Origin of the sequence: Mycobacterium malmoense (assembly GCF_019645855.1) — a bacterium.
Classification (GTDB): domain Bacteria; phylum Actinomycetota; class Actinomycetes; order Mycobacteriales; family Mycobacteriaceae; genus Mycobacterium; species Mycobacterium malmoense.
The window spans coordinates 2,808,251-2,828,118 of record NZ_CP080999.1 but is presented as its reverse complement, the minus strand read 5'-3'; the positions used below and the strand labels follow the sequence as shown (position 1 = coordinate 2,828,118).

Sequence of the window (19,868 nt, the reverse complement as noted above, 5' to 3'; positions counted from 1 at the left end):
TCACCGGCGGATAAGAGTTGAGTATGCGTATCGCCCTGCTGTCCTATCGCAGTAAGGATCATTGCGGCGGACAGGGCGTCTATGTGCGCCATCTCAGCCGTGGCCTGGTCGAACTCGGCCATGACGTCGAAGTCTTCTCCGGCCAGCCCTATCCGGAACTGCTCGATCCGCGGGTGCGATTGACCAAAGTGCCCAGCCTGGATCTCTACCGCGAGCCTGACCCGTTCCGGGTGCCGCATCCGAGCGAGATTCGCGACTCGATCGACCTGTTGGAACTGCTGACGGTGTGGACGGCGGGCTTTCCCGAGCCGCGAACGTTCACGCTTCGCGTCGCCCGGTTGCTGGCCGACCGGGTGAACGATTTCGACCTCGTCCACGACAACCAGAGCCTGGGAACCGGACTGCTCGCCATCGCCGGCACGGGGCTACCGGTGGTGGCCACCGTGCATCACCCCATCACCCGCGACCGGGTGCTCGACGTCGCGGCCGCACGGTGGTGGCGAAAACCGTTGGTGCACCGTTGGTATGGCTTCTCCAAGATGCAGGAACAGGTGGCGCGCCGGATCCCGGACCTGTTGACGGTGTCGTCGTCGTCTGCCGCCGACATCGTCGCCGACTTCGGTGTCTCGCCGGATCAGCTCCACGTGGTGCCGTTGGGTGTCAACACCGAGTTGTTCAAGCCGGGATCGCGTCCGCGGCACCCCGGCCGCGTCATCGCGATCGCCAGCGCCGACACCCCGCTAAAGGGCGTCCGGACCCTGCTGCAGGCGATCGCCAGGCTGCGCACGAGCCGGGACCTCGAGTTGCGGCTCGTCGCCAAGGTGGAACCCAACGGTCCCACCCACAAACTCATCGCCGAACTCGGGATTTCCGACATCGTCCACATCACCAGCGGGCTTTCCGATGCCGAGCTGGCCGCGCTGTTCGCGTCGGCCGAGGTCGCCTGCATTCCGTCGCTCTACGAAGGGTTTTCGTTGCCCGCGGTGGAGGCCATGGCGAGCGGCACCCCGATCGTCGCCAGCCGGGTCGGCGCGCTGCCCGAAGTCCTGGGGACCGATGGCGCATGCGCCGAGCTGGTGCCGGCCGCCGACGTCGACGCGCTGACCCGTGCGCTCGGTGAGCTCCTCGACTTGCCGGACAAGCGCCGCAGCATGGGCAAGGCGGGCCGGGATCGCGCGCTCAACGTATTCAGTTGGGAAGCCGTGGCCGCGCAGACGGTGGGCGTTTACGAGCGGGCGATCGCGCGATGCTGACAGTCGATTTCGGCCGGCTCGGCATCGGGCCGTCCGTCAGGGTGATCGACGTGGGTTGCGGGGCCGGCCGGCACGCGTTCGAAGCCTATCGGCGCGGCGCCGACGTCGTCGCCTTCGACCGCGATGCGTCCGAACTGCGTTCCGTCGACACCATTCTGCGTGCGATGGCCGAGACCGGCGAGGCGCCCGCGGCGGCGTCGGCGAAGGTGGTTCTCGGCGACGCGTTGAGCTTGCCGTACGCCGACGAGACGTTCGACTGCGTCATCGCCTCGGAAATTTTGGAACACGTCCCACAGGACGACGCCGCCATCACCGAACTGATCAGGGTTCTCAAAGTCGGTGGCACGCTGGCGGTCAGCGTGCCGCGATGGCTGCCCGAGCGGCTGTGCTGGCTCCTTTCCGAGGAATACCACAGCAACGAAGGCGGCCACGTGCGCATCTACCGGGCTAGCGAATTGCGGGACAAGATCACCAGCGGCGGAATGGAATTGACGCACGCCCACCACGCGCATGCGCTGCATTCGCCGTTCTGGTGGCTGAAATGCGCCGTGGGCGTGTCCAATACCGATCACCCCGCGGTGACCGCATACCACAAACTCCTGGTGTGGGACCTGATGCGGCGGCCGAAGATAACCCAGCTGGCGGAGTCGCTGCTCAATCCGCTGGTGGGCAAGAGCGTGGCGATGTATTTCACCAAGCGGCGGGCCACGAAAAGCCAAGCAACCCTGGGGCATTCAGTTGCATCGGTCTAACCCACCGGCGGTTCCGGGTGTGCTTAGTCCCGAGCAATGCCGACAGACCGCGCTGTCCATCGCCGCCGCACAGGAATCGTCGGGCGCCATCCCCTGGTTCGAGGGCGGCCATACCGATCCGTGGGATCACGTGGAATGCGCGATGGCGCTCACCGCGGCCAGACTGCTGGAGCCGGCCCGGGCCGCGTTCGACTGGAGCCGCCGCACGCAGCGGCCCGACGGCTCCTGGCCCCTCCAGGTCCGCGAGGGGGTTGTCGAAGACGCCAACAGCGACAGCAACTTCTGCGCGTACATCGCCACCGGTGTCTGGCACCACCTGCTGATCACCGGGGACAAGTCCTTCGCCGCCCGGATGTGGCCGGTGGTGCACAGGGCGATCGATTTCGTCATCGACCTGCAGACCGGCTATGGCGAGATCTGTTGGGCCCGAAGCGAAGCCGGGCCCGTCCCAGAGGCGCTGATGACGGGATGCGCCAGCGTGTTCCACAGTGTCCGTTGCGCGCTCGCGCTGGCCGCCCTCGCCGGGGAACCCCAGCCGGAATGGGAACTGGCGTTGGGCCGGCTCGGCCACGCGATCGCCGCGCATCCGGACGCCTTCACCGAAAAAGACCGCTACTCGATGGACTGGTACTACCCCATCCTCGGTGGCGCGCTGCGGGGCCCGGCGGCCGCGGCGCGAATCAAGCGGCGCTGGGACGACTTCGTGGTCAGCGGCCTCGGCATCCGCTGTGTCGACGACCGACCCTGGGTGACGGGAGCCGAGACGTGCGAACTGGTGATGGCGCTCGATGCCATCGGCCACCGGTCGGCCGCGCATCGGCAATTCGCGGCGATGCAGCACCTGCGAGAAGAGGACGGCTCGTATTGGACGGGCCTGGTGTTCGCCGATGGAAAGCGGTGGCCCGAGGAGCGCACCACCTGGACCGGGGCGGCGATGATTCTGGCGGCCGACGCGTTGTCGGATACCACCGCGGGCAGTGGGATCTTCCGCGGCGACGGGCTGCCGATGGGGTTGCAGTCCGACTTCGATTGCGAATGCGTGGTTACCGGCCCCGGCCGCTGACGATGGGCTCGCCCGGCTGCCCACCGATGCGTTCGAGCACCCGTAGCGAGCCGGTAACCGAAACCTCCCGGAACTTTGCGGAATCGATTGCGCGGCAATAGATGTGGTAGGGCGGCCGCCCGCCGTCGCGAGGGTCCGGGAACACGTCGTGGATGGCCAGCGCCCCGCCGGGGCTCACCCACTTCGCCCATCCGTCGAAGTCCTGCGTGGCGGCTTCCTCGGAATGGCCGCCGTCGATGAACAAGAACTGCAGCGGCGACCGCCACCCCCGAGCCACCACCGGCGACTTGCCCACGACGGCGACGACGTGGTCGTCCAGCCCGGCCGCGTCGAGCGTGCGACGAAACGTGGGCAGCGTGTCGAACAGTCCGGTGATCTCGTCGACCAAAGAGGCGTCGTGGTATTCCCAGCCGGGCTGGTGTTCCTCGGAGCCGTGATGGTGATCGATCGTGTAGAGCACGCTGGCCGTTTGTTGGGCCGCCGCACCAAGCAGCAGGGTGGATTTGCCGCAGTAGGTGCCTACCTCGACGCCGACACCGCCGTCGAGGTAGCGCAGCGCGGCGTCGTAGAGGGCGCGCCCCTCGTCGGCCGGCATGAAACCGCGCGCCTGCTCGGCCAGCGCGAACAGGCGCTCGGGTGCGCTGGCGTGGGCGTGGCTCATCAGTTGAACCTATCGTCCGGCTTGGCGGCACCGACGCCATGGTCGATGTTCGGGCCGCCGGGCGTCGGCGCAGCGATCGCTTTAGCATCGTGCTGTGCGCGCTTTACTTTCCCGTAGATCGGTTGACGTTGGCCTGGCGGCGTTCGTGATCGCGGCGGCCCTGACCTTGACTGCCGTGATGCTGCCGCCCGGGACGCCGGGGGCCGCGCGGTCGGCGGCCGCCGCGAACTGTCCCCAGGTCGAGGTGGTGTTCGCCCGCGGCCGAAAGGAATCACCGGGGACCGGCGTGCTCGGCAATGCCTTCATCAACGCGCTCGAATCCAAGGTCAGCGGGAAGAGTTTCGGCACCTATGCCGTGAAGTACCCGGCCGACACGGAGGTCGACGTCGGGGCCAACGACATGAGCCGGCACATCCAGTACATGGTCGACAACTGCCCCAACACCCGGCTGGTGCTGGGCGGCTACTCGCTGGGTGCGGCCGTCACCGACGTCGTACTCGCGGTGCCCTTCAACGCTTTAGGTTTCGACAGTCCCCTCCCTGAGGGCACCGATCAGCACATCGCCGCCGTCGCCTTGTTCGGCAACGGAAGCCAGTGGGTGGGTCCGATCACGAACTTCAACCCGATCTACAACGACAGGACCATCGAGTTGTGCCACGGCGACGATCCCGTGTGCAACCCCGCCGACCCGAACACCTGGCACGACAACTGGCCCCAACATCTCGCTAGTGCGTACATCCAGGCCGGCATGGCAAACCAGGCCGCCGACTTTGTCGCCGGCAAGCTATAGTCCGCGCGGCATGCTCTGCCGGAAGCGCATCAACCCGCTTCGTACGTGACGTGATACCAGTGACGGACCGGTTTGTGGCTCTTGTCAGCCTGACCCGTATCCGTCACGCTCACCACGTCGACGTCGGTCACGTCGGGATTGTGGGCCTCGATGTAACGCTCCAACTCGTGGATAAGCGCGCTGTGCGGTTGAGCGGGATTGGCGAGCGCCTTCGCCTGGCGTAGTTGCGACACACAGACAATTATGCCGCCGTATTCCCGCGTTGCGCAGCGCTGGCGATTACATTGTCCCGCAACCTGATTCGTTGCGGTGTGGCTCCAATTCGGTTAGCGGGCCTGGCGGCCGCCGGCAACCATCAGCTGAACGGCCGGCCGACTCCGCCGAGCCTGCAAACCCACGTAGCCGAGTACCAGCCCGGCCCCGATCTCGGCGACGGCCGTCAGCCAGGAGAACCACGTGACGTTGACGCGCGGGCCGGACGTGAAGCTGTCCTGAAAGCCCGGCAGAAACGTGGGCAGCAGGTGCGCATAGACGAAGACGGCCGCGCTGCCGAAGCCCACGACGATCGCCGCCTGGGACGCCCATCGATGTTGGCGCACGACCAGCACAAATGCGATCACGACGACCGACCCCTGGATCATTCCGCCAATCATGATCGATGGTGGGGATGCCGCCATCCCCCGGCGTAGGTGGTCGATCCCGTGGAGGCCGAACGCCGCGGCGAACACGATCATGGCCACGGTCATGGAACGGTGCGCCGTCAGTAGATTCGAGTCGCTGGACATCGCTTCTCCCAACCATTGACTACTACCAACGGTAGTAGATCGTTTGGCGGATGTAAACGGCTCGGCTCGCGATTCGTGGCGGGGGCCAGGCCGTGGTGGGTCACATGTGTCACTTTGCATCTCGGCGCGGGAGACACCTACTTTTGTGCCCGCCTATCAGCGACACGCGCGGTTGGCTGTCGCTGATAGGCGGGCACATCGTTGTATGCCGATCAGCGAGTTATCGATGTGACACATGGGATTAACGCGTGTCGGCAAATAGCGGGGCCGGATATGGCGGGTTATCGACAGAGGGTTGATTATCGCGCTGTGGCACAGTCTCATTCGCCGGTCCCACAGCTTCTGGAAACGTTCAGGCCGGCGTGTCGGTGCTGAAGTACACCTTGAAGTCGCGGGTCACGGCGTCGTCACCGGACGCGGCGGCGCGCCGCCGGGCCGGAAATGAAGGATGGCGGCGCATCGTTTCGCTGCGTTCCTGTGCACGTCGCTGAGCCGCAATCCAAGTCGGATGTGATTGAAGGAAAATAACCGTCGCTACCGATGCACTCGCCACGATTTCACCCCTCCCAGCAACGTGCGGAAAAACTACGACCGCTTCGTCATCCAGAATGCCCGGCCAATCCTGAGACCAAACCCTTCGCCAAGGTGAGAATTGGCCATGAATTTGCCGTAATCCCGTTTCGGGCCGACTGGGATTCACACGGTAGCGGCAGGCACCGACATTTGCTGTTTCGACCCGGTGCAACCCGGCTGCTATCGTCGCTTGCTTATGCCGGAGATGGATCGTCGCCGCATGATGTTAACGGCAGGGATCGGCGTGCTCGCGGCCACGCTCCCCATCCCTGAGGCCAGCGCTTACCCAACCCGACCCGATGCGCCGTCGGGCCGGACGCCACCGCCCGCGGCGCCCAGCGGCCAAGCCGGAAGCTACATCTTCCAGGACGAGTTCGACGGGCCGGCCGGCTCGGCGCCCGATCCGTCGAAGTGGACGGTGGCCCGAGCCCGCGAGCAAATCAAGGATCCGACGTATTGGGAGCGGCCCGAGAACATCGGGCAGTACCGCGACGATCGCCAAAACGTCTTCCTCGACGGCAAGTCCAACCTCGTCCTGCGCGCCGCCAAAGACGGCCCCACGTACTACAGCGGCAAGGTGCAGAGCAACTGGCGCGGCGGTGTCGGCCACATCTGGGAAGCCCGGATCAAGCTCGACTGCCTGACCCCCGGTAGCTGGCCCGCCTACTGGCTGGGCAACGAGGATCAGGGCGAGATCGACGTGGTCGAGTGGTATGGCAACGGCAACTGGCCGTCGGCCACCACCGTCCACGCGAAAGCAAACGGCGGCGAATGGAAGACCCACAACGTCGCCGTCGACAGCGCCTGGCACACCTGGCGATGCCAGTGGGACGAGGCCGGCATCCGATTCTGGAAGGACTACGTTGACGGCGCGCAGCCGTACTTCGACGTTCCGGCGAGTTCCCTACCGGACTGGCCCTTCAACGGTCCCGGCTACACCGTTTTTCCGGTCTTCAATCTTGCGGTTGCCGGTTCCGGTGGCGGCGATCCCGGGCGGGGGACCTATCCCGCGAGCATGCTCGTCGACTGGATACGCGTCTGGTAAACGCGGCTTGGTGGCCGCGTTCGGTGACTGGGTATTCGTCCAGATGGGGCATTAATCCCCTGCGGCGCTGAAGTGCACGCGGGGACCGGTAGAGAGGATGGTGCCGAAATGCATGAATCGCAGTTGATGGGCGGTATGCGCCGGGCCCTTGTCATAGGCGGCGCAGTGTTCGGTGTCGCGCTGCTGAGCGTCGGTGTGGCGAATGCCATCGACCCGGTCCAGTTGAAGAGCCGGTTGGGCAATTGGTGCCTCGACGGCCCGAACGGCGACAACACCGCGACGATGGTCAACCCCTGCAATGGGTCGAAATCGCAGCTCTGGAACCTCAACTCCGCCGGTCAGATCGAAAGCGTGGCCTTCCCCGGGGCGTGCGTGAGCATCAGCAACGCCGCGGATACCACCCCGGTGACCCTCTCGACCTGTCAGGCCAATTCGAACAACCAGCGTTGGAATACCCAGCCCAACGGCCAGGTCACGAGCGCCCTTGGTCCGTGTCTCAACGTTAACGGCGGCGTGGCAAACCCCGGAACTCAGGTGATCGCCTACCACTGCATCCCCGATGTGGCCGACGAGCAGTGGGATAGCGTTTCGTGACCGCCCGTCACCGCGTCTGGATGCCGGGAGATAATGCGCTCAATTATTTCTAGAGGTTCGTCCTCTTCGTAGAATCGCGCGGTGCTCATGTCCAGCAATGTGCACCACTGTCATGACAAATAGCAGCTGCCCACTTCCGGCCTCGACGCCATCAACAATCGCCATGGTGACGCGCGGAGCGTGAAAATAGGGAATTATGTTTGGCTGCGGCAATGCCTGGCGCCGCGCGGCAACGGCTTCTAACTGACGAGGACGTGATACATGCGCGACGATGTCGCCACTCCCGATTCCGTTGTGCCGCAACTGCATAGGGGCCTGTCTAACCGCCATATCCAGTTGATCGCGATCGGGGGCGCGATCGGCACCGGCCTGTTCATGGGGTCCGGGCGAACGATCTCGCAGGCCGGCCCGGCGGTGTTGGTGGTGTACGGGATCATCGGGTTCTTCATGTTCTTCGTGCTGCGTGCGATGGGCGAACTGCTGTTGTCGAACCTGAATTACAAGTCGTTCGTCGACTTCGCGGCCGATCTCTTGGGTCCCGCGGCGGGCTTTTTCGTGGGGTGGTCGTACTGGTTTGCCTGGATCGTCACCGGTGTCGCGGAAGTCGTCGCGATCGCCGGCTACGCGAAGTTCTGGTGGCCCGACCTGCCGGCATGGCTGCCGGCGCTCGTCACGAGCGGTCTGATCCTCGCGTTCAACTTGTTCAGCGTCCGCAACTTCGGCGAGACCGAGTTCTGGTTCGCCTTGATCAAGCTCGTCGCGATCGTGTGCATTATCGTCGTCGGCGCGATTCTTCTGGCGACCAACTTCGTTTCCCCACAGGGCGATCGGGCGACGATCGAGAACCTCTGGAACGACGGCGGATTCTTCGCGACGGGGTTCATGGGCGTGGTCGGCGGGTTCCAGATCGCGTTGTTTGCCTTCGTCGGTGTCGAGCTCGTCGGCACCGCGGCGGCCGAGACCGCCGACCCGCGCCGCGCCCTGCCCCGCGCGATCAATGCCGTCCCCTTGCGGGTGGCGATCTTCTACATCGGTGCGTTGCTGGCGATCCTCACCGTCGTCCCGTGGCGGCAGTTCGCCGGCGGCGAGTCCCCATTCGTGACGATGTTCTCCCTGGCGGGACTTGCCGCCGCGGCGTCGATCGTCAACTTCGTCGTGATCACCGCGGCCGCCTCGTCCGCCAACTCCGGGGTGTTCTCCACCGGCCGCATGCTTTTCGGCCTGGCCGACGAGGGGAGCGCTCCGGCGGGCTTCCGCCGACTGAACCACGGCGGCGTGCCGGCGCCCGCTTTATTTCTCTCCGCCGCGCTGCTGCTGGCCTCCATTCCGCTGCTCTACGTTGACGGTTCGGTGATGGGCGCTTTCACGCTGCTGACGACCGTTTCAGCGCTGCTGTTCATGTTCGTGTGGGCGACGATTGTCGTCAGCTATCTCGTCTATCGCCGCCGGCACGCGCAGCGTCATGCCGACTCGGCCTACAAGATGCCCGGTGGCCCGGCGATGTGCTGGGTCATCCTCGCCTTCTTCGCGTTCGTCGTGTGGACGCTGTGCACGGAAAGGGAAACCGCGATCGCTTTGGCATGGTTCCCGCTATGGTTCGTGGTCCTTGCGGCCGGTTGGCTGGTCGTGCGGCGCCGGCCCGGCCGCGCCGAGCGGTATCGCCGGTTCAAGGCCGAGATGAACCGCCCAATCGACGCAAACACCAAGACAACGGCACCCGCGTCGTGACGGTCTTTGTTGGTCGTCGGCGCTTGGGCCGGGTTCGAATCGCGGGGTTATGTCGCGGTCGGCCCCCGTCTTGCATTCGGGTTCGCTGAACGTACCGCATGAGTTTGGTCCAAGGCGGGCCGCAGCCGGTCGGTCGCCGTATCGAGAACGCGGCGCAATGTCTGGACCCGTCCATTTGGCTCCATGATGGTGGCGAGGCCTGCGTTCTTAGCCACGGTCGTCTTCCCTCGGCCGGGAGAACACGACGGTTATTGGGGGCGGACCGAGCCGCGTCGGCGGGGGCAGGAACTCGATGCGCATCTCCGGATCGGCGGCGCGGCCAAGTGCCGTTAGCGCCGACGGGCTGTAGGCGCGCAGCGTGCTGATGACGCCGTCGTGCAGGCCCGGCCCAAGCCACGACCAGGGCAAAAGGAACAGGTTCATCGGCAGAGCTAACACCGGAAACAGCATCATGGCCAACGGGCTCTGTCGTTTGAGGTCGATGATGAGGAACCGCTTGCCCACGCGGGTGGCCTCGGCGATGGCGCGACAGGCGACCGCCGGCGGGAGGTGGTGAAACGCCATCGCGAAGACCACTAGGTCGTAGCTGTGATCGGCGGCATCGATTGCGGTGGCGTCGATCATCTGGGTGCGCGCCCGCGGGTGGTTTCCCAGTTCCCCTGCGGCGATGTTGGCCACCGAGGTCGGGTCCAGGTCGCTGACGGTCACGGTAGCCGTCGGATGGAGCTTGAGGATCTGCGCCGAGAGCTTGCCGTGGCCGGCACCCAGTTCCAGGATGCGCGGATTGGGGATGTCGGCAACGACTTTCAGCGCCGTGCGTGCGTACTTCTCATGCTGATTGGTCAGTGTGCCCAACCGGTCGAGCATCCCGATGACCTTCTGCTTGACCTCGTCCGGCACGTCATCGCGGTCGAGGTATTCCAGCGCATCCGTCTCGAATCGACGATCCAGCCACGATGCGTCGGGGCCACCCCTCGGCATCGTCGCGATAGCCCGCTGGTGCACACCGGTCATTGCCCTCACGGCCCCCTCGTTCTCGTCCGTCGGCGCTGCCGACCCAGCCCCCACAATAACAAACGAACAAGTTCGTCTGTTTATGATTATCCCGTGAGATCGACGACAGAGCTTCGCGACGAAATACTCGCCGCGGCCCGCGCGGAGTTCGCGCAATACGGCCTCGCCGGAGCGCGCATTGACCGCATCGCCCGGGCCGCCAACGCGAGCAAGGAACGCTTGTACGCGCACTTCGGGGACAAGGAGACCCTCTTTCGGGACGTGGTCACCGCCGACGGCGCGGAGTTCTTCCGCGCCGTGGAGTTGCGTCCCGAAGCGGTTCCGGAGTTCGTTGGCGAAATCTTCGACCTGACGCAGAGCCGGCCCGAGCACCTACGAATGATCACCTGGGCTCAGTTGGAAGGTTTTCCGCTCGACAGACCGGAGTTCGACGGCGAGCATGCACCCGACAAGGCCATCTCCGCACTACAGCTGGCGCAAGCCAACGGCCATGTCGACCCCGCCTGGGAACCGCAACACTTGCTGGTTCTGCTGTTCGCGATCGGCCTTGGCTGGGCGCATTGGCCCGACCCGGCCGCGGCGACCACAGACGCGGACGTTGTCGCCGGCCGCCGCGCCGCCGCTGTCGAGGCGGCGACGCGCATCGTCAAAACCGCTGGGCACCCTTAATCACGGCAACACATTTCGTTGTTCGCCAACATTTTACGATCCGACCAGCTCCGGGTGGAACTTGGTCGCCATCCGGCGAAGCCCGTCACGCCAGTCGACCATCATGCCGCCGATCAGCTCGCGCATCCGGGCCACGTCGGTGGGATTGCCGCGCAGCGCCTGCTCGCTCTCCTCGAAGACCGGTTCCCTGCCGACGAGCGAACCGAGGTAGGCGCACCACTCCTGCAGGCTGACGGTCTGCTCGCCGCACCAGTTGACCGTGGTCGCCGGGACCGACGCCACCTCGAGCAGCTTCGGGATGGTCGCGATGACGTCGTCCTCGTGAATCGGGTTGTAGCGGGCCGGTCCGCCCGGCGGGACCGGGATCGGGATGCCGGCCAGCATCATCTCCATGTGGTAGTACGGCCACCCGCCGTTGTCGCCGTAGGGGACGTTGAGCCGGGCGATGGTGGTGGGCACGCCGAGGGCGCGCGCCATCGACCGGGCGACGACCTCCCCCGCGATCTTGGAAATGGAATAGGTGGGGAACAACCACTTGTGGTTGTCGCCCAGCGCGGCCCGTTCGGCCCGGGGTTCGTCGTCCGGCGGGTCGTAAACCGCCGCCGAGGAACAGTGCAGGAACGCCTTCGCGCCGCGGCAGTGGGCCATCAGCAGGCCGACCGACTCCGCGTTGGCGCCGAGGTCCTTGTCCCAGTTGCCGCTCTTGGCCACCGCCAGGTTGAGGACGTAGTCGAAATCGGTTGGAACACCAGTGAAGTCACCGCCGGCCAGATTGACGGTCTGGCAGTGAACCCCCGCCTTCTCGAGGCCTTCTCGCGCGGCGGTATTGGTGAACCGCGCGATCCCCCACACCTCGTTGTCGGCCGCGAGGGCCCGGGCGATGGGAGTGGCGATTTGTCCGGTCGGACCGGTGATCAGGATCTTCGAGCCGCGCATGCGCTGATGGTAGGCGACCGCCGATCGGCGCCGCGTCGCGCTCGCTCTCCGCAGACAGCGAACCCGGGTCGATCAGCAGTTGAGCCTGGTAATGCAACCCGCAAGGACCCCGCGATGGGCGGGAGCTCGGAAAACGTGGTCCCCGCTGGGCCCCTTGGCGGCGGCGCCGCCGTCATCGCCGGTAACCGGGCCCGCAGTGGACACGATTCCCGTGGTGGCATGGTGACTCACGGCGGTGTTCGCGGGTGCGCCGACCGGGGCAACGATGCCGGCCAGGAGCAGCGCGGCGGTGGTGCCTACGACCCGGGCTTTAGCGTCATAGCGTGCTAACAACGGTCACTCCCCCTCTCGGATAGCGTGCCAAAGGCGACGATAGTGCATAAAAATAGACTTTAGTACTCTTTTACGGATTAGGGTTCGCAAATGGCGCCGCTCTGTGCACCTAACGGCGTTATCGTTGACAGGTATGGACGACCGCGACAAAGACCCGGGGGTGGTTCTGCCCTACCTTGTGGGCAGATCGCTTGCCGCTACCGAGGTCTACGAGGCATTTGGCTACCGCAAATCGGCCTACTACAAGGCGGCTCGCGAGGGCAGGCTGATCACCGCCGACAACCTGATCAAGGTGGCCAAGTACTTCGGGTTGAACCCCGTCGACCTGCAAGTGCGTTTTGGGTTGATCGCGCCCGAGGCGGTCACCGAATACGTGGAGTCAGCACCCGCCCCACCGAGACTGCGGGACCTGCACCCGGATCCCAACAAACCGCCCATCTGACGACGGGACGCGAAAGTTCTGTTCCGACAATGATGTCCGTACTGATCACCGTCACCTTGGTTGCCGTCGGCTACAGCCTGTGGGTCCGCCGCCACACCTGGCGCTCCCGCTGGGAAGCCGGCGCGAGCCTCAACATCGCCCTGCAAGGCTGCGCGGTGCTGCTCATGTCGCCCTGGGCGTCGGCCACCCTGGGACCACCGCTGCATCACGTGTTCAGGCGGTGGAATGTCGAAGACCTGCTCGGCCACATCTGCCTCATCGTCGCGGTGACAGCCATAATCCACCACGGCCTGGCCCGGCTCGACGACGAACGGCGGCTCCGTGGACTCTTTCGCCGCCACATCGCGAACCCGTTAGCGCTGGGCGTTCCGCTACTGGTGGCGGTGTTCATCATCGCCGACGAGGGCTATCACCCAGACCTGTTTCCCGCCCACGTCAGCACCGTCTGGTTCGGCGCCTACTGGCTGGTGCTGGGCGCCCTGCTCGTCCATCTGTTCACCTATGCGGCCAGAGTCCTGCTGATCCTGCGCAAGGATCCCCGCTCCACGGCGACTGCCAACCTCTACCTGATCTCGGCCGCCTTCGGCGTGGCGGCGACCGTGATACAGGTGAGCACTGCCGAGGCCGGCGTCGACATCACCCTGCCCGTCTGGTTGTGCGCATGCCTGGGCGCGATCGGTTTCGCGTACGGATCCGCCCGGTCGTGGCACGCCAAGGTCGCGTGGTTCACACCCGGCAAGGGTTCGTCGCGTTAGCCAGTCCGAGTAGTACCGCCCGAAATGTCAGCCGCCGCGTCGACTTCCTGGGATCCGCAACGTTTCTCGCCAACACCTCGGATTTGACCGGTGGCGAACCCGCGCCTTGCCGCGGCCGGGACAGGGCCTCCGGCGGCGCTTTTAGGGCCGATGGTCCCTAGCCGGCGGGTTACGCGTAGGGACATGATTCGAAGCATGACGGAACCCCGGTACGACGACCCCAACGAACGGCCAAGCAGGCTGGGTCAAGCAGTGGCAGCGGTAGGCATCATCGCGGGTGTCGTGTTCGTTGTCGCCGTGGTCTTCTTCTCGGGAGTCCTCTTGGGTGGATACCGCGATGGCTACGGCGGCTCTGACGGGCGCTCCGTCTATCAGGTGGGCCCCAGTGGGAAAGCGGGCACCTGCCCCATGATGGGTCGGGACGGCATGATGGGGCCCGGCCAAATGTCGCCGGGCGGAATGATGGGCCCAACCGCGCTGCCGCCCACGCCAACACCCGGCGTGCCATCCCGCTAGCTCGGGGATGGAGTTACGGAGCTGCACGCTAATGGAATCGATGTCAATCAATCCGGCCGCCGTCATTGGATCGTAGACCGAAATCCGGGCGTCACAGCCCCGGCTGGTCCTCGATGATGCCGAGCCAGATCTGCGCCACGTCGATGGCCACCTTCTCGCTGATGAAGGCGTGCTGGGTGCCGGTGTACATGTCGCGGAAGGCCCGCTCCAGGCGGGTGCCCTCGCGGATGGAGCTGGTCCCCGCCACCAGATGCGCCCATTCGGCGCAGCCCCGGGCAGTGTCGGTCGCATAGACGGCGGCCACGCGCATGTCGGCGCGTAGGGCCGGTGTCAGGTCTTCGCCGGCGGCGACGGCGGCCTCGGCGGAGGTGAACGCGTCGAGCACCAGCAGCCGGGCGGCGCGCCAGGCCGCCCGGTAATGCGCGAGCCCTTTCTGGAACGTCGGGCGGCTGGCCAGCGACGCCATGTCGCTCATCCGGAACTTCGTCGCCGCCAGCTCCTGCACGTCGTCGAGCATGCTCTTGGCGACACCCAGCGCCCACGACGCGTGACCGGCGGCGGTGACGGGCATCAGCCCCATGCGGGTGGCCGGCGACGTGCCGCGGTAGGGCTCACGGACGAACAGCTCGAAGGTGCGGCTGGCGGGCACGAACACCTCCTGGGCGCTGTAGTCGTAGGACCCGGTTCCCTTGAGCCCCTGCACATGCCAGCCGTCGTCGAAGCTGATCTGGTCCCTCGGCACCACGGCGACCCGCATTTCGGGGAAACCCTCACTGATCCAACGCATTTCGCCGTTGTCCATCGGCATGAACCCGGCCGCGATGTAGTGCGAGTGGCCGATGCCCGAGCCGAAGTTCCATGACCCGGTCAGGACATAGCCGCCCTCGACCGCGGTCCCTTGTCCGTTGGGAAAGAACTGGCCGCCCAGGGTGACGCGGTTGTCGTGCGCCGTAAAGACTTCGGCGAAACCCTCGTCCGGCAGATAGGCGGCGGCCGCGAAGGACGACGGCAGGTTGGCGATGCCTATCCACCCGAATGAGCCGTCCTGCCAAGCCATTTCGATCCAGGTTTCGATCATCTCGGCGAACGACGGCTCCAGGCCATCGGCCGGGACCGGGTTGAACGCTGTCATCAGCCCGGAGGCCCACATCTCGTCGACAATCGCCGGGGTGAGGGTGCGCGCCCGCTCGGATTCGGCGGCTTCGGCTGCAACGAGGTCCCGCATGCCGCGGGCCAGCGAAACGACCAGGTCATCCGTGTCGGCGATCGACGTCATCGGCGCTTTCCCATCATCATGCGATAACTCTACGGTCGGCCGCCCGCGAGTAAAGCGGGACTCCCGAAGCATCTTTCTCAGCATGAAGCCTTACCGTTTCATCCGAGGAAAGAGAACGACATGAACCATGTGATCGGGAAAATGCTGGCCGGCGCCACTATGGCTGTCGGCTTTTGCGCTGGCGGAGCGGCACCGGCCGGTGCCGATCCGACCCCGGACGGTACCGACCCGAATCCCTTCGGCACCCTCGACTGCAGTTGCCAAGAGGCGGCTCCCGCCGACAGCCCGCCTCTGCGGGACGAGATAGATCGGGGACTCCGTGAGGGCCACTCCGCCCCGTTGCCGGGACTACCGGCACCGGCCCCCGGATCAACCGGTTGATCCGTTCGGGCAGGCGCTTCCTTGGCCCAGTTGCCATCGCCTTACCGTGTGTTTGTGCGGTGGATCGTTGACGGCATGAATGTGATCGGGAGTCGCCCCGACGGCTGGTGGAAGGACCGCGGCCGCGCGATGGTCGCGCTGGTGGACAGCCTCGACCGCTGGGCGTCGACCCAAGGAGACGACGTGACCGTGGTGTTTGAGCGGCCGCCGCCGGCCGCCATCAGCCCATCGATCGTTGAGGTCGCGTACGCGCCCAAGGCGGCCGCGAACTCGGCCGACGACGAGATCGTCCGGCTCGTGCAAGCCGACGCCCGGCCGCACGAAATCCGGGTCGTGACGTCGGACAAAGAACTGACCGATCGGGTCGCCAGGCTGGGCGCATCCGTCCACCCCGCGGCCAGCTTCCGCGACCTGATCGGCCCGGGCCGATGAGCGCGCGCGGCGGGAGCCCGGCGCCCAACCGGGTCTGCGACCTCGCGCGGATCGACATCCCGATCATCCAGGCGCCGATGACCTACATCGCCGGCGCCCAACTTGCCGCGGCGGTGTCCAACGCCGGCGCGCTGGGCATCATCGAGACCACCTCCGAACAGGGCCGGGCCGACCTGCGGCGCGTGCGTGAGCTGACCGACGGTTCGGTGGGCGCCAACATCGCGCTGCTTTTCAACCGCGACCGGGCCGTAGTGGATCTCCTGGTGGCCAATGGCATTCGGTTCGTCACGACCTCGGCCGGTGACCCGTCGCTGTTCACCGATCGGCTCCACGACGCGGGTATCACCGTGTTTCATGTGGTGGGCACCCTAGCCGCGGCCAAAAAGGCCGTCGACGCCGGCGTGGACGGGCTCGTGGTCGAGGGCGTCGAGGGCGGCGGGTTCAAGAATCGGTTCGGCGCCTCCACCATGGTGCTGCTGCCGTTGGTGGCGGCGCATGTCGAGGTGCCGATCGTGGCCGCGGGAGGGATCTGCGACGCCCGGTCCATGGCCGCCGCGTTCGTTCTCGGCGCGGAAGGCGTGCAGATGGGCACGCGGCTGCTCGCCTCGGCGGAGTCACCGGTGCACGGCAACCTCAAGCAGGCGGTGGTGCGCGCCGACGAGACGTCGACCGTGCTGCTGCCCCTGGAGGGGAAGCGGATGATGCGGGTGATCCGGACCGCTGCCGCCGAAAAGATCGAGACGTCAACGTCTTTCGGTGAAGGCGGGGCGGCGCTGCAACGCGTGCAACGGCTCTACTTCGACGGCGACATGGACGCCAGCGTCGCCAACACCGGCCAGGTGGCCGGCCGGATCGACGACCTCCCGCCGGCCGCCGACATCATCAAACGGATGTGGACCGGGTGCCGCGAGGTGCTGGCCGCCACGGTGGATCGGCAGGGGCCGGCGAGGTAACCAATTGCCAGGCAAACTAGCCCGCGGTGAGCGTGCGCAGTTGTACGCCTGTGACGGCGTGTCAACGTACAAACACGCACGCTCGCGGCTAGAGGGGATCAGCCCACCGACGCCAGCGCCGCGTCGTAGTCGGGCTCCTGCGCGATCTCGGGCACCAACTCGGTGTACGCGACGTTGCCGTCGGCGCCGATCACCACGACGGCCCGGGCGAGCAGCCCGGCCATCGGGCCATCGGTGATGCCGACGCCGTAGTCCTCATCGAAGCTGCCACGGAATGCCGACCCCGTTTTGACGTTCTCGATGCCCTCCGCGCCGCAGAATCGTGCCTGCGCAAACGGCAGATCTTTCGACACGCACAGCACGGACGCCCCGGTCGCCGCCGCGCGCTCGTTGAATTTCCGCACGCTCGTCGCGCATACCGGCGTGTCGATGGACGGAAAGATGTTCAGCACCACGGGCTTACCGCTGAACTGGTCGTAGCTGACCGCGCCCAAATCCGTGCCGGTCAAACTGAAGGCCGGGGCTGCAGATCCGACGGTAGGTAGCTCGCCGACGGTGTTGATCGGGTTTCCACGCAAGGTTATCTGTGCCATGGGCACAGTCTGCCAACCGCCCCGGTGCGCCCTCCCGGCAGGTCGGCATGTCCTAAATGGTGGGGTCCATGGCGTAGACGACACCGCGGGGGCGGCCAACACTGGGATCATGCCTCGCAAGGTGGTCGTCGCCGGCTTCCCCGGGATCCAGTCACTCGATGCGGTGGGGCCGCACGAGGTGTTCACCAGTGCATCGCTGCTGACCGGCGGCGGCTACGACATCATGGTCGCGTCGGTCGGGGGCGAGCCCATCACCACCTGGTCGGGCCTGGAGTTCGCGGCGAAACCGCTGCCGGACCCGTCCGGCCGCATCGACACGGTCATCCTGCCCGGCGGAGCCGGCGTCGACGACGCGAGGTCCAACGCCGAGCTCATCAACTGGATCAAGGCCGTGTCGCGCAGCGCCCGCCGCGTCGTCAGCGTCTGCACGGGCGCGTTCCTCGTAGCCGAGGCCGGGCTGCTCGACGGCTGCCGGGCTACCACGCACTGGGCGTCCGCCCCGAAGCTGGCCCGCGAGTTCCCCGCGGTCACCGTGGATCCCGACCCGATATTCGTCCGGAGCTCCGAAACGGTGTGGACGGCCGCGGGCGTCACCGCGGGCATCGATCTCGCGCTCTCCCTGGTCGAGGACGACCACGGAACCGACGTCGCCCAGACGGTCGCCCGGTGGCTCGTGCTCTACCTGCGCCGCCCCGGCGGACAGACCCAGTTCGCCGCGCCGGTGTGGATGCCGCGGGCCAAACGCGCTCCCATCCGCGATGCGCAGGAGGCGATCGAGGCCGAGCCGGGCGGTGCGCACAGCGTCGACGAGTTGGCACGCCGGGCGGCGATGAGCCCGCGCCACTTCACGCGGGTGTTCACCGATGAGGTCGGTGAGGCGCCCGGCCAATACGTTGAGCGGATCCGCACCGAAGCCGCGCGCCGGCAGTTGGAGGAGACCGACGACACCGTCGTGGTGATCGCCGCCCGGTGCGGCTTCGGCACCGCGGAAACCATGCGGCGCAATTTCATTCGTCGCGTTGGCATTTCGCCAGACCAGTACCGCAAGGCCTTCGCGTAACCAGAAAGGACAACGCCGATGACCCAAATCGCCTTCGTGGCCTACCCCGGGTTGACCGCGCTGGACATGATCGGCCCGTACGAGGTGCTGCGAAACCTGCCCGGCGCCGACGTGCGGTTCGTCTGGCACGAACCCGGGCCGATCACCGCCGACTCGGGTGTGCTGGTCATCGGGGCCACCCACTCGCTGGCCGAAACCCCATCGCCCGACGTGATTCTCGTGCCCGGCGGCCTCTCGACCCTGGTGCACGCGCGTGACGAGGCGCTGCTCGAGTGGCTGCGCCAGGCCCACCGGACCGCCACCTGGACGACGTCGGTGTGTTCGGGCTCGGTGATCCTGGCGGCCGCCGGCCTGCTCGAGGGCCGGCGCGCCACGTCGCACTGGCTGACCATTCCCGCGCTGAAGGCATTCGGCGCCATCCCCGTCGCCGACGAGCGGGTCGTGCGCGAGGGCAACCTGGTCACGAGCGCGGGCGTGTCCGCCGGGCTCGACCTGGCGCTGTGGCTGGCCGGGCAGATCGCCGGCGAAGGCCGCGCGAAGGCAATTCAGCTCGCGATCGAATACGACCCGCAGCCACCGTTCGACTCCGGCCACATGTCGAAGGCCTCGGCGACCACGAAAACCGCTGCCACGGCATTGCTTTCCAAAGACGGTGTCACGTCGGCCAATCTGAAGGCCACGACCCTGCTCGCCTGGGACCAGGCGCTGACGGCCGTGCGGTCGCCCCGGCGGGGGCGGCAACCCGATCGCTCGTCCGCCTAGGGGTTGGGCTCCAGGATCTCGTCGGAGGCGAGCCGGCCGCCGGCCTGCATCCAGGCGGCGATGACCCCGGGCGCGTCCCGGTTGGGGTTGTAGATGTCCTCCTCGCTGGAGAACAAGCCGTCGCCGGCGTAGACGAGCCGGGTCCAGTTGGGAAACCAGAACGGCTCCCCGGTCGGGTCGGTCGGATGGTCGAGCAGGTTCTTGATCATGACGACGACGGCGTCATTGTCGTCGTCGTAGGCGATCCAGTCGTTGGGAAACCGCATGTGTGGGAACGGCGCCATGACGGCGACGATCCAGTCCCGCACCGCTTCCCGTCCGCGAAAGACGCCGTAATGATGCTCGGTGTAGACCACGTCCTCGGTGAATAAATCCGCGAAAGGCCGCCAGTCGCCCGAAGCGCTGCACCCCTCGACGACGGTCGTGTAGTTCCCGACTGCTTGCTCGATCTCGGTTCTGCTGAATTTGCCCATGACCGACACACTAGAACGCAGGCCACTCG

The 19,868-nt window shown here is 66.4% G+C and carries 24 protein-coding genes; 16 read left to right on the top strand and 8 right to left on the bottom strand.

Features of this window, described 5'->3' with window-relative positions:
- The first annotated feature begins 23 nt into the window (after positions 1-23).
- The 3 genes from manT to mmpH are packed head-to-tail and all read left to right on the top strand — an operon-like array spanning position 24 to position 3,068.
- Positions 24-1,253, top strand: a complete 1,230-nt coding sequence (manT, locus tag K3U93_RS13140) for an MMP alpha-(1->4)-mannosyltransferase (RefSeq protein ID WP_083011104.1) — start codon at positions 24-26, stop codon at positions 1,251-1,253.
- Positions 1,247-2,005, top strand: a complete 759-nt coding sequence (locus K3U93_RS13135) for a class I SAM-dependent methyltransferase (RefSeq protein WP_083011105.1) — start codon at positions 1,247-1,249, stop codon at positions 2,003-2,005. The genes manT and K3U93_RS13135 overlap by 7 nt, the downstream gene beginning before the upstream one ends.
- Positions 1,992-3,068 (top strand): MMP endo-(1,4)-3-O-methyl-alpha-D-mannosidase, encoded by a 1,077-nt coding sequence (mmpH, locus tag K3U93_RS13130; protein ID WP_083011106.1) that lies wholly within the window; start codon positions 1,992-1,994, stop codon positions 3,066-3,068. The genes K3U93_RS13135 and mmpH overlap by 14 nt, the downstream gene beginning before the upstream one ends.
- Here the strand turns inward: mmpH and K3U93_RS13125 are convergent.
- Entirely contained in the window at positions 3,049-3,729 is a 681-nt protein-coding gene (locus K3U93_RS13125) for a class I SAM-dependent methyltransferase (protein WP_083011107.1), read from the bottom strand. The two genes, mmpH and K3U93_RS13125, sit on opposite strands and share 20 nt — an antisense overlap.
- A gap of 94 nt (positions 3,730-3,823) precedes the next feature.
- Here K3U93_RS13125 and K3U93_RS13120 point away from each other — a divergent pair, with 94 nt between their 5' ends.
- Positions 3,824-4,519: a cutinase family protein gene (locus K3U93_RS13120; RefSeq protein WP_071510718.1), complete on the top strand. Its 696-nt coding sequence runs from the start codon at positions 3,824-3,826 to the stop codon at positions 4,517-4,519.
- Positions 4,520-4,548: 29 nt separating this feature from the next.
- On the opposite strand, the gene K3U93_RS13115 is transcribed toward K3U93_RS13120, so the two are convergent.
- Positions 4,549-4,752: a hypothetical protein gene (locus tag K3U93_RS13115; protein ID WP_071510717.1), complete on the bottom strand. Its 204-nt coding sequence runs from the start codon at positions 4,750-4,752 to the stop codon at positions 4,549-4,551.
- A 93-nt stretch (positions 4,753-4,845) separates the two neighbouring features.
- The gene (locus K3U93_RS24905; RefSeq protein ID WP_230981210.1) at positions 4,846-5,265 is read right to left on the bottom strand and encodes a hypothetical protein; all 420 of its coding nucleotides are present in this window, start codon (positions 5,263-5,265) and stop codon (positions 4,846-4,848) included.
- A gap of 808 nt (positions 5,266-6,073) precedes the next feature.
- Between K3U93_RS24905 and K3U93_RS13105 the strand changes: the two genes are divergently transcribed.
- The 3 genes from K3U93_RS13105 (at position 6,074) to K3U93_RS13095 (ending at position 9,244) form a co-directional block, all read left to right on the top strand.
- Positions 6,074-6,922 carry a glycoside hydrolase family 16 protein gene (locus tag K3U93_RS13105; RefSeq protein WP_071510716.1) on the top strand — a complete coding sequence of 283 codons (849 nt, stop codon included), beginning with the start codon at positions 6,074-6,076 and terminating at the stop codon, positions 6,920-6,922.
- A gap of 108 nt (positions 6,923-7,030) precedes the next feature.
- A complete protein-coding gene (locus K3U93_RS13100) occupies positions 7,031-7,516 on the top strand; it encodes an Rv1419 family lectin (protein ID WP_083011109.1) in 486 nt (161 codons plus the stop codon).
- Between the two features lie 261 nt (positions 7,517-7,777).
- The gene (locus K3U93_RS13095; protein WP_083011110.1) at positions 7,778-9,244 is read left to right on the top strand and encodes an amino acid permease; all 1,467 of its coding nucleotides are present in this window, start codon (positions 7,778-7,780) and stop codon (positions 9,242-9,244) included.
- 207 nt (positions 9,245-9,451) lie between these two features.
- Here the strand turns inward: K3U93_RS13095 and K3U93_RS13090 are convergent, their stop codons facing one another.
- Complete coding sequence (locus tag K3U93_RS13090; protein WP_083011111.1) at positions 9,452-10,258, bottom strand: class I SAM-dependent methyltransferase; 807 nt, start codon at positions 10,256-10,258, stop codon at positions 9,452-9,454.
- Positions 10,259-10,351: 93 nt separating this feature from the next.
- Between K3U93_RS13090 and K3U93_RS13085 the strand changes: the two genes are divergently transcribed.
- On the top strand, positions 10,352-10,927 hold the full coding sequence (locus K3U93_RS13085; protein ID WP_083011112.1) for a TetR/AcrR family transcriptional regulator: 576 nt from the start codon (positions 10,352-10,354) through the stop codon (positions 10,925-10,927).
- 33 nt (positions 10,928-10,960) lie between these two features.
- Here the strand turns inward: K3U93_RS13085 and K3U93_RS13080 are convergent, their stop codons facing one another.
- Positions 10,961-11,863: an NAD-dependent epimerase/dehydratase family protein gene (locus tag K3U93_RS13080; protein WP_083011113.1), complete on the bottom strand. Its 903-nt coding sequence runs from the start codon at positions 11,861-11,863 to the stop codon at positions 10,961-10,963.
- A gap of 114 nt (positions 11,864-11,977) precedes the next feature.
- Between K3U93_RS13080 and K3U93_RS13075 the strand changes: the two genes are divergently transcribed.
- From K3U93_RS13075 to K3U93_RS13060, 4 genes are all read left to right on the top strand, one after another.
- Positions 11,978-12,193 carry a hypothetical protein gene (locus K3U93_RS13075; RefSeq protein ID WP_139797038.1) on the top strand — a complete coding sequence of 72 codons (216 nt, stop codon included), beginning with the start codon at positions 11,978-11,980 and terminating at the stop codon, positions 12,191-12,193.
- 136 nt (positions 12,194-12,329) lie between these two features.
- Positions 12,330-12,638 carry a helix-turn-helix transcriptional regulator gene (locus K3U93_RS13070; protein WP_071510711.1) on the top strand — a complete coding sequence of 103 codons (309 nt, stop codon included), beginning with the start codon at positions 12,330-12,332 and terminating at the stop codon, positions 12,636-12,638.
- Between the two features lie 29 nt (positions 12,639-12,667).
- A complete protein-coding gene (locus tag K3U93_RS13065) occupies positions 12,668-13,393 on the top strand; it encodes a hypothetical protein (protein WP_083011114.1) in 726 nt (241 codons plus the stop codon).
- A gap of 195 nt (positions 13,394-13,588) precedes the next feature.
- Entirely contained in the window at positions 13,589-13,909 is a 321-nt protein-coding gene (locus K3U93_RS13060; RefSeq protein ID WP_176219995.1) for a hypothetical protein, read from the top strand.
- A 91-nt stretch (positions 13,910-14,000) separates the two neighbouring features.
- Here the strand turns inward: K3U93_RS13060 and K3U93_RS13055 are convergent, their stop codons facing one another.
- On the bottom strand, positions 14,001-15,185 hold the full coding sequence (locus tag K3U93_RS13055) for an acyl-CoA dehydrogenase family protein (RefSeq protein WP_083011116.1): 1,185 nt from the start codon (positions 15,183-15,185) through the stop codon (positions 14,001-14,003).
- Between the two features lie 435 nt (positions 15,186-15,620).
- Between K3U93_RS13055 and K3U93_RS13050 the strand changes: the two genes are divergently transcribed.
- Entirely contained in the window at positions 15,621-15,998 is a 378-nt protein-coding gene (locus tag K3U93_RS13050; RefSeq protein ID WP_071510764.1) for an NYN domain-containing protein, read from the top strand.
- Positions 15,995-16,951, top strand: coding sequence for an NAD(P)H-dependent flavin oxidoreductase (locus tag K3U93_RS13045; RefSeq protein WP_083011118.1), 957 nt, complete (start codon positions 15,995-15,997; stop codon positions 16,949-16,951). The genes K3U93_RS13050 and K3U93_RS13045 overlap by 4 nt, the downstream gene beginning before the upstream one ends.
- A gap of 98 nt (positions 16,952-17,049) precedes the next feature.
- On the opposite strand, the gene tpx is transcribed toward K3U93_RS13045, so the two are convergent.
- Positions 17,050-17,544 carry a thiol peroxidase gene (tpx, locus tag K3U93_RS13040; RefSeq protein WP_071510707.1) on the bottom strand — a complete coding sequence of 165 codons (495 nt, stop codon included), beginning with the start codon at positions 17,542-17,544 and terminating at the stop codon, positions 17,050-17,052.
- A 109-nt stretch (positions 17,545-17,653) separates the two neighbouring features.
- Between tpx and K3U93_RS13035 the strand changes: the two genes are divergently transcribed.
- Both K3U93_RS13035 and K3U93_RS13030 read left to right on the top strand, forming a co-directional pair.
- Positions 17,654-18,604, top strand: a complete 951-nt coding sequence (locus tag K3U93_RS13035) for a GlxA family transcriptional regulator (protein WP_071510706.1) — start codon at positions 17,654-17,656, stop codon at positions 18,602-18,604.
- An 18-nt stretch (positions 18,605-18,622) separates the two neighbouring features.
- Positions 18,623-19,366 (top strand): DJ-1/PfpI family protein, encoded by a 744-nt coding sequence (locus K3U93_RS13030; protein WP_083011119.1) that lies wholly within the window; start codon positions 18,623-18,625, stop codon positions 19,364-19,366.
- On the opposite strand, the gene K3U93_RS13025 is transcribed toward K3U93_RS13030, so the two are convergent.
- Positions 19,363-19,839 (bottom strand): nuclear transport factor 2 family protein, encoded by a 477-nt coding sequence (locus K3U93_RS13025; protein WP_083011142.1) that lies wholly within the window; start codon positions 19,837-19,839, stop codon positions 19,363-19,365. The two genes, K3U93_RS13030 and K3U93_RS13025, sit on opposite strands and share 4 nt — an antisense overlap.
- Between the last annotated feature and the right edge of the window lie 29 nt (positions 19,840-19,868).

Bases quoted from the DNA above. Each gene is read 5' to 3' on its own strand.
- K3U93_RS13070 (WP_071510711.1), top strand. From the start codon at position 12,330: ATGGACGACCGCGACAAAGACCCGGGGGTGGTTCTGCCCTACCTTGTG.
- K3U93_RS13090 (WP_083011111.1), bottom strand. From the start codon at position 10,258: ATGACCGGTGTGCACCAGCGGGCTATCGCGACGATGCCGAGGGGTGGC.
- K3U93_RS13095 (WP_083011110.1), top strand. From the start codon at position 7,778: ATGCGCGACGATGTCGCCACTCCCGATTCCGTTGTGCCGCAACTGCAT.
- K3U93_RS13060 (WP_176219995.1), top strand. From the start codon at position 13,589: ATGACGGAACCCCGGTACGACGACCCCAACGAACGGCCAAGCAGGCTG.
- K3U93_RS13025 (WP_083011142.1), bottom strand. From the start codon at position 19,839: ATGGGCAAATTCAGCAGAACCGAGATCGAGCAAGCAGTCGGGAACTAC.
- K3U93_RS13055 (WP_083011116.1), bottom strand. From the start codon at position 15,185: ATGACGTCGATCGCCGACACGGATGACCTGGTCGTTTCGCTGGCCCGC.
- K3U93_RS13105 (WP_071510716.1), top strand. From the start codon at position 6,074: ATGCCGGAGATGGATCGTCGCCGCATGATGTTAACGGCAGGGATCGGC.
- K3U93_RS13075 (WP_139797038.1), top strand. From the start codon at position 11,978: ATGGGCGGGAGCTCGGAAAACGTGGTCCCCGCTGGGCCCCTTGGCGGC.
- tpx (WP_071510707.1), bottom strand. From the start codon at position 17,544: ATGGCACAGATAACCTTGCGTGGAAACCCGATCAACACCGTCGGCGAG.
- K3U93_RS13035 (WP_071510706.1), top strand. From the start codon at position 17,654: ATGCCTCGCAAGGTGGTCGTCGCCGGCTTCCCCGGGATCCAGTCACTC.
- K3U93_RS13135 (WP_083011105.1), top strand. From the start codon at position 1,247: ATGCTGACAGTCGATTTCGGCCGGCTCGGCATCGGGCCGTCCGTCAGG.
- manT (WP_083011104.1), top strand. From the start codon at position 24: ATGCGTATCGCCCTGCTGTCCTATCGCAGTAAGGATCATTGCGGCGGA.
- K3U93_RS13080 (WP_083011113.1), bottom strand. From the start codon at position 11,863: ATGCGCGGCTCGAAGATCCTGATCACCGGTCCGACCGGACAAATCGCC.
- K3U93_RS13030 (WP_083011119.1), top strand. From the start codon at position 18,623: ATGACCCAAATCGCCTTCGTGGCCTACCCCGGGTTGACCGCGCTGGAC.
- K3U93_RS13065 (WP_083011114.1), top strand. From the start codon at position 12,668: ATGATGTCCGTACTGATCACCGTCACCTTGGTTGCCGTCGGCTACAGC.
- K3U93_RS13125 (WP_083011107.1), bottom strand. From the start codon at position 3,729: ATGAGCCACGCCCACGCCAGCGCACCCGAGCGCCTGTTCGCGCTGGCC.
- K3U93_RS13100 (WP_083011109.1), top strand. From the start codon at position 7,031: ATGCATGAATCGCAGTTGATGGGCGGTATGCGCCGGGCCCTTGTCATA.
- K3U93_RS13045 (WP_083011118.1), top strand. From the start codon at position 15,995: ATGAGCGCGCGCGGCGGGAGCCCGGCGCCCAACCGGGTCTGCGACCTC.
- K3U93_RS24905 (WP_230981210.1), bottom strand. From the start codon at position 5,265: ATGACCGTGGCCATGATCGTGTTCGCCGCGGCGTTCGGCCTCCACGGG.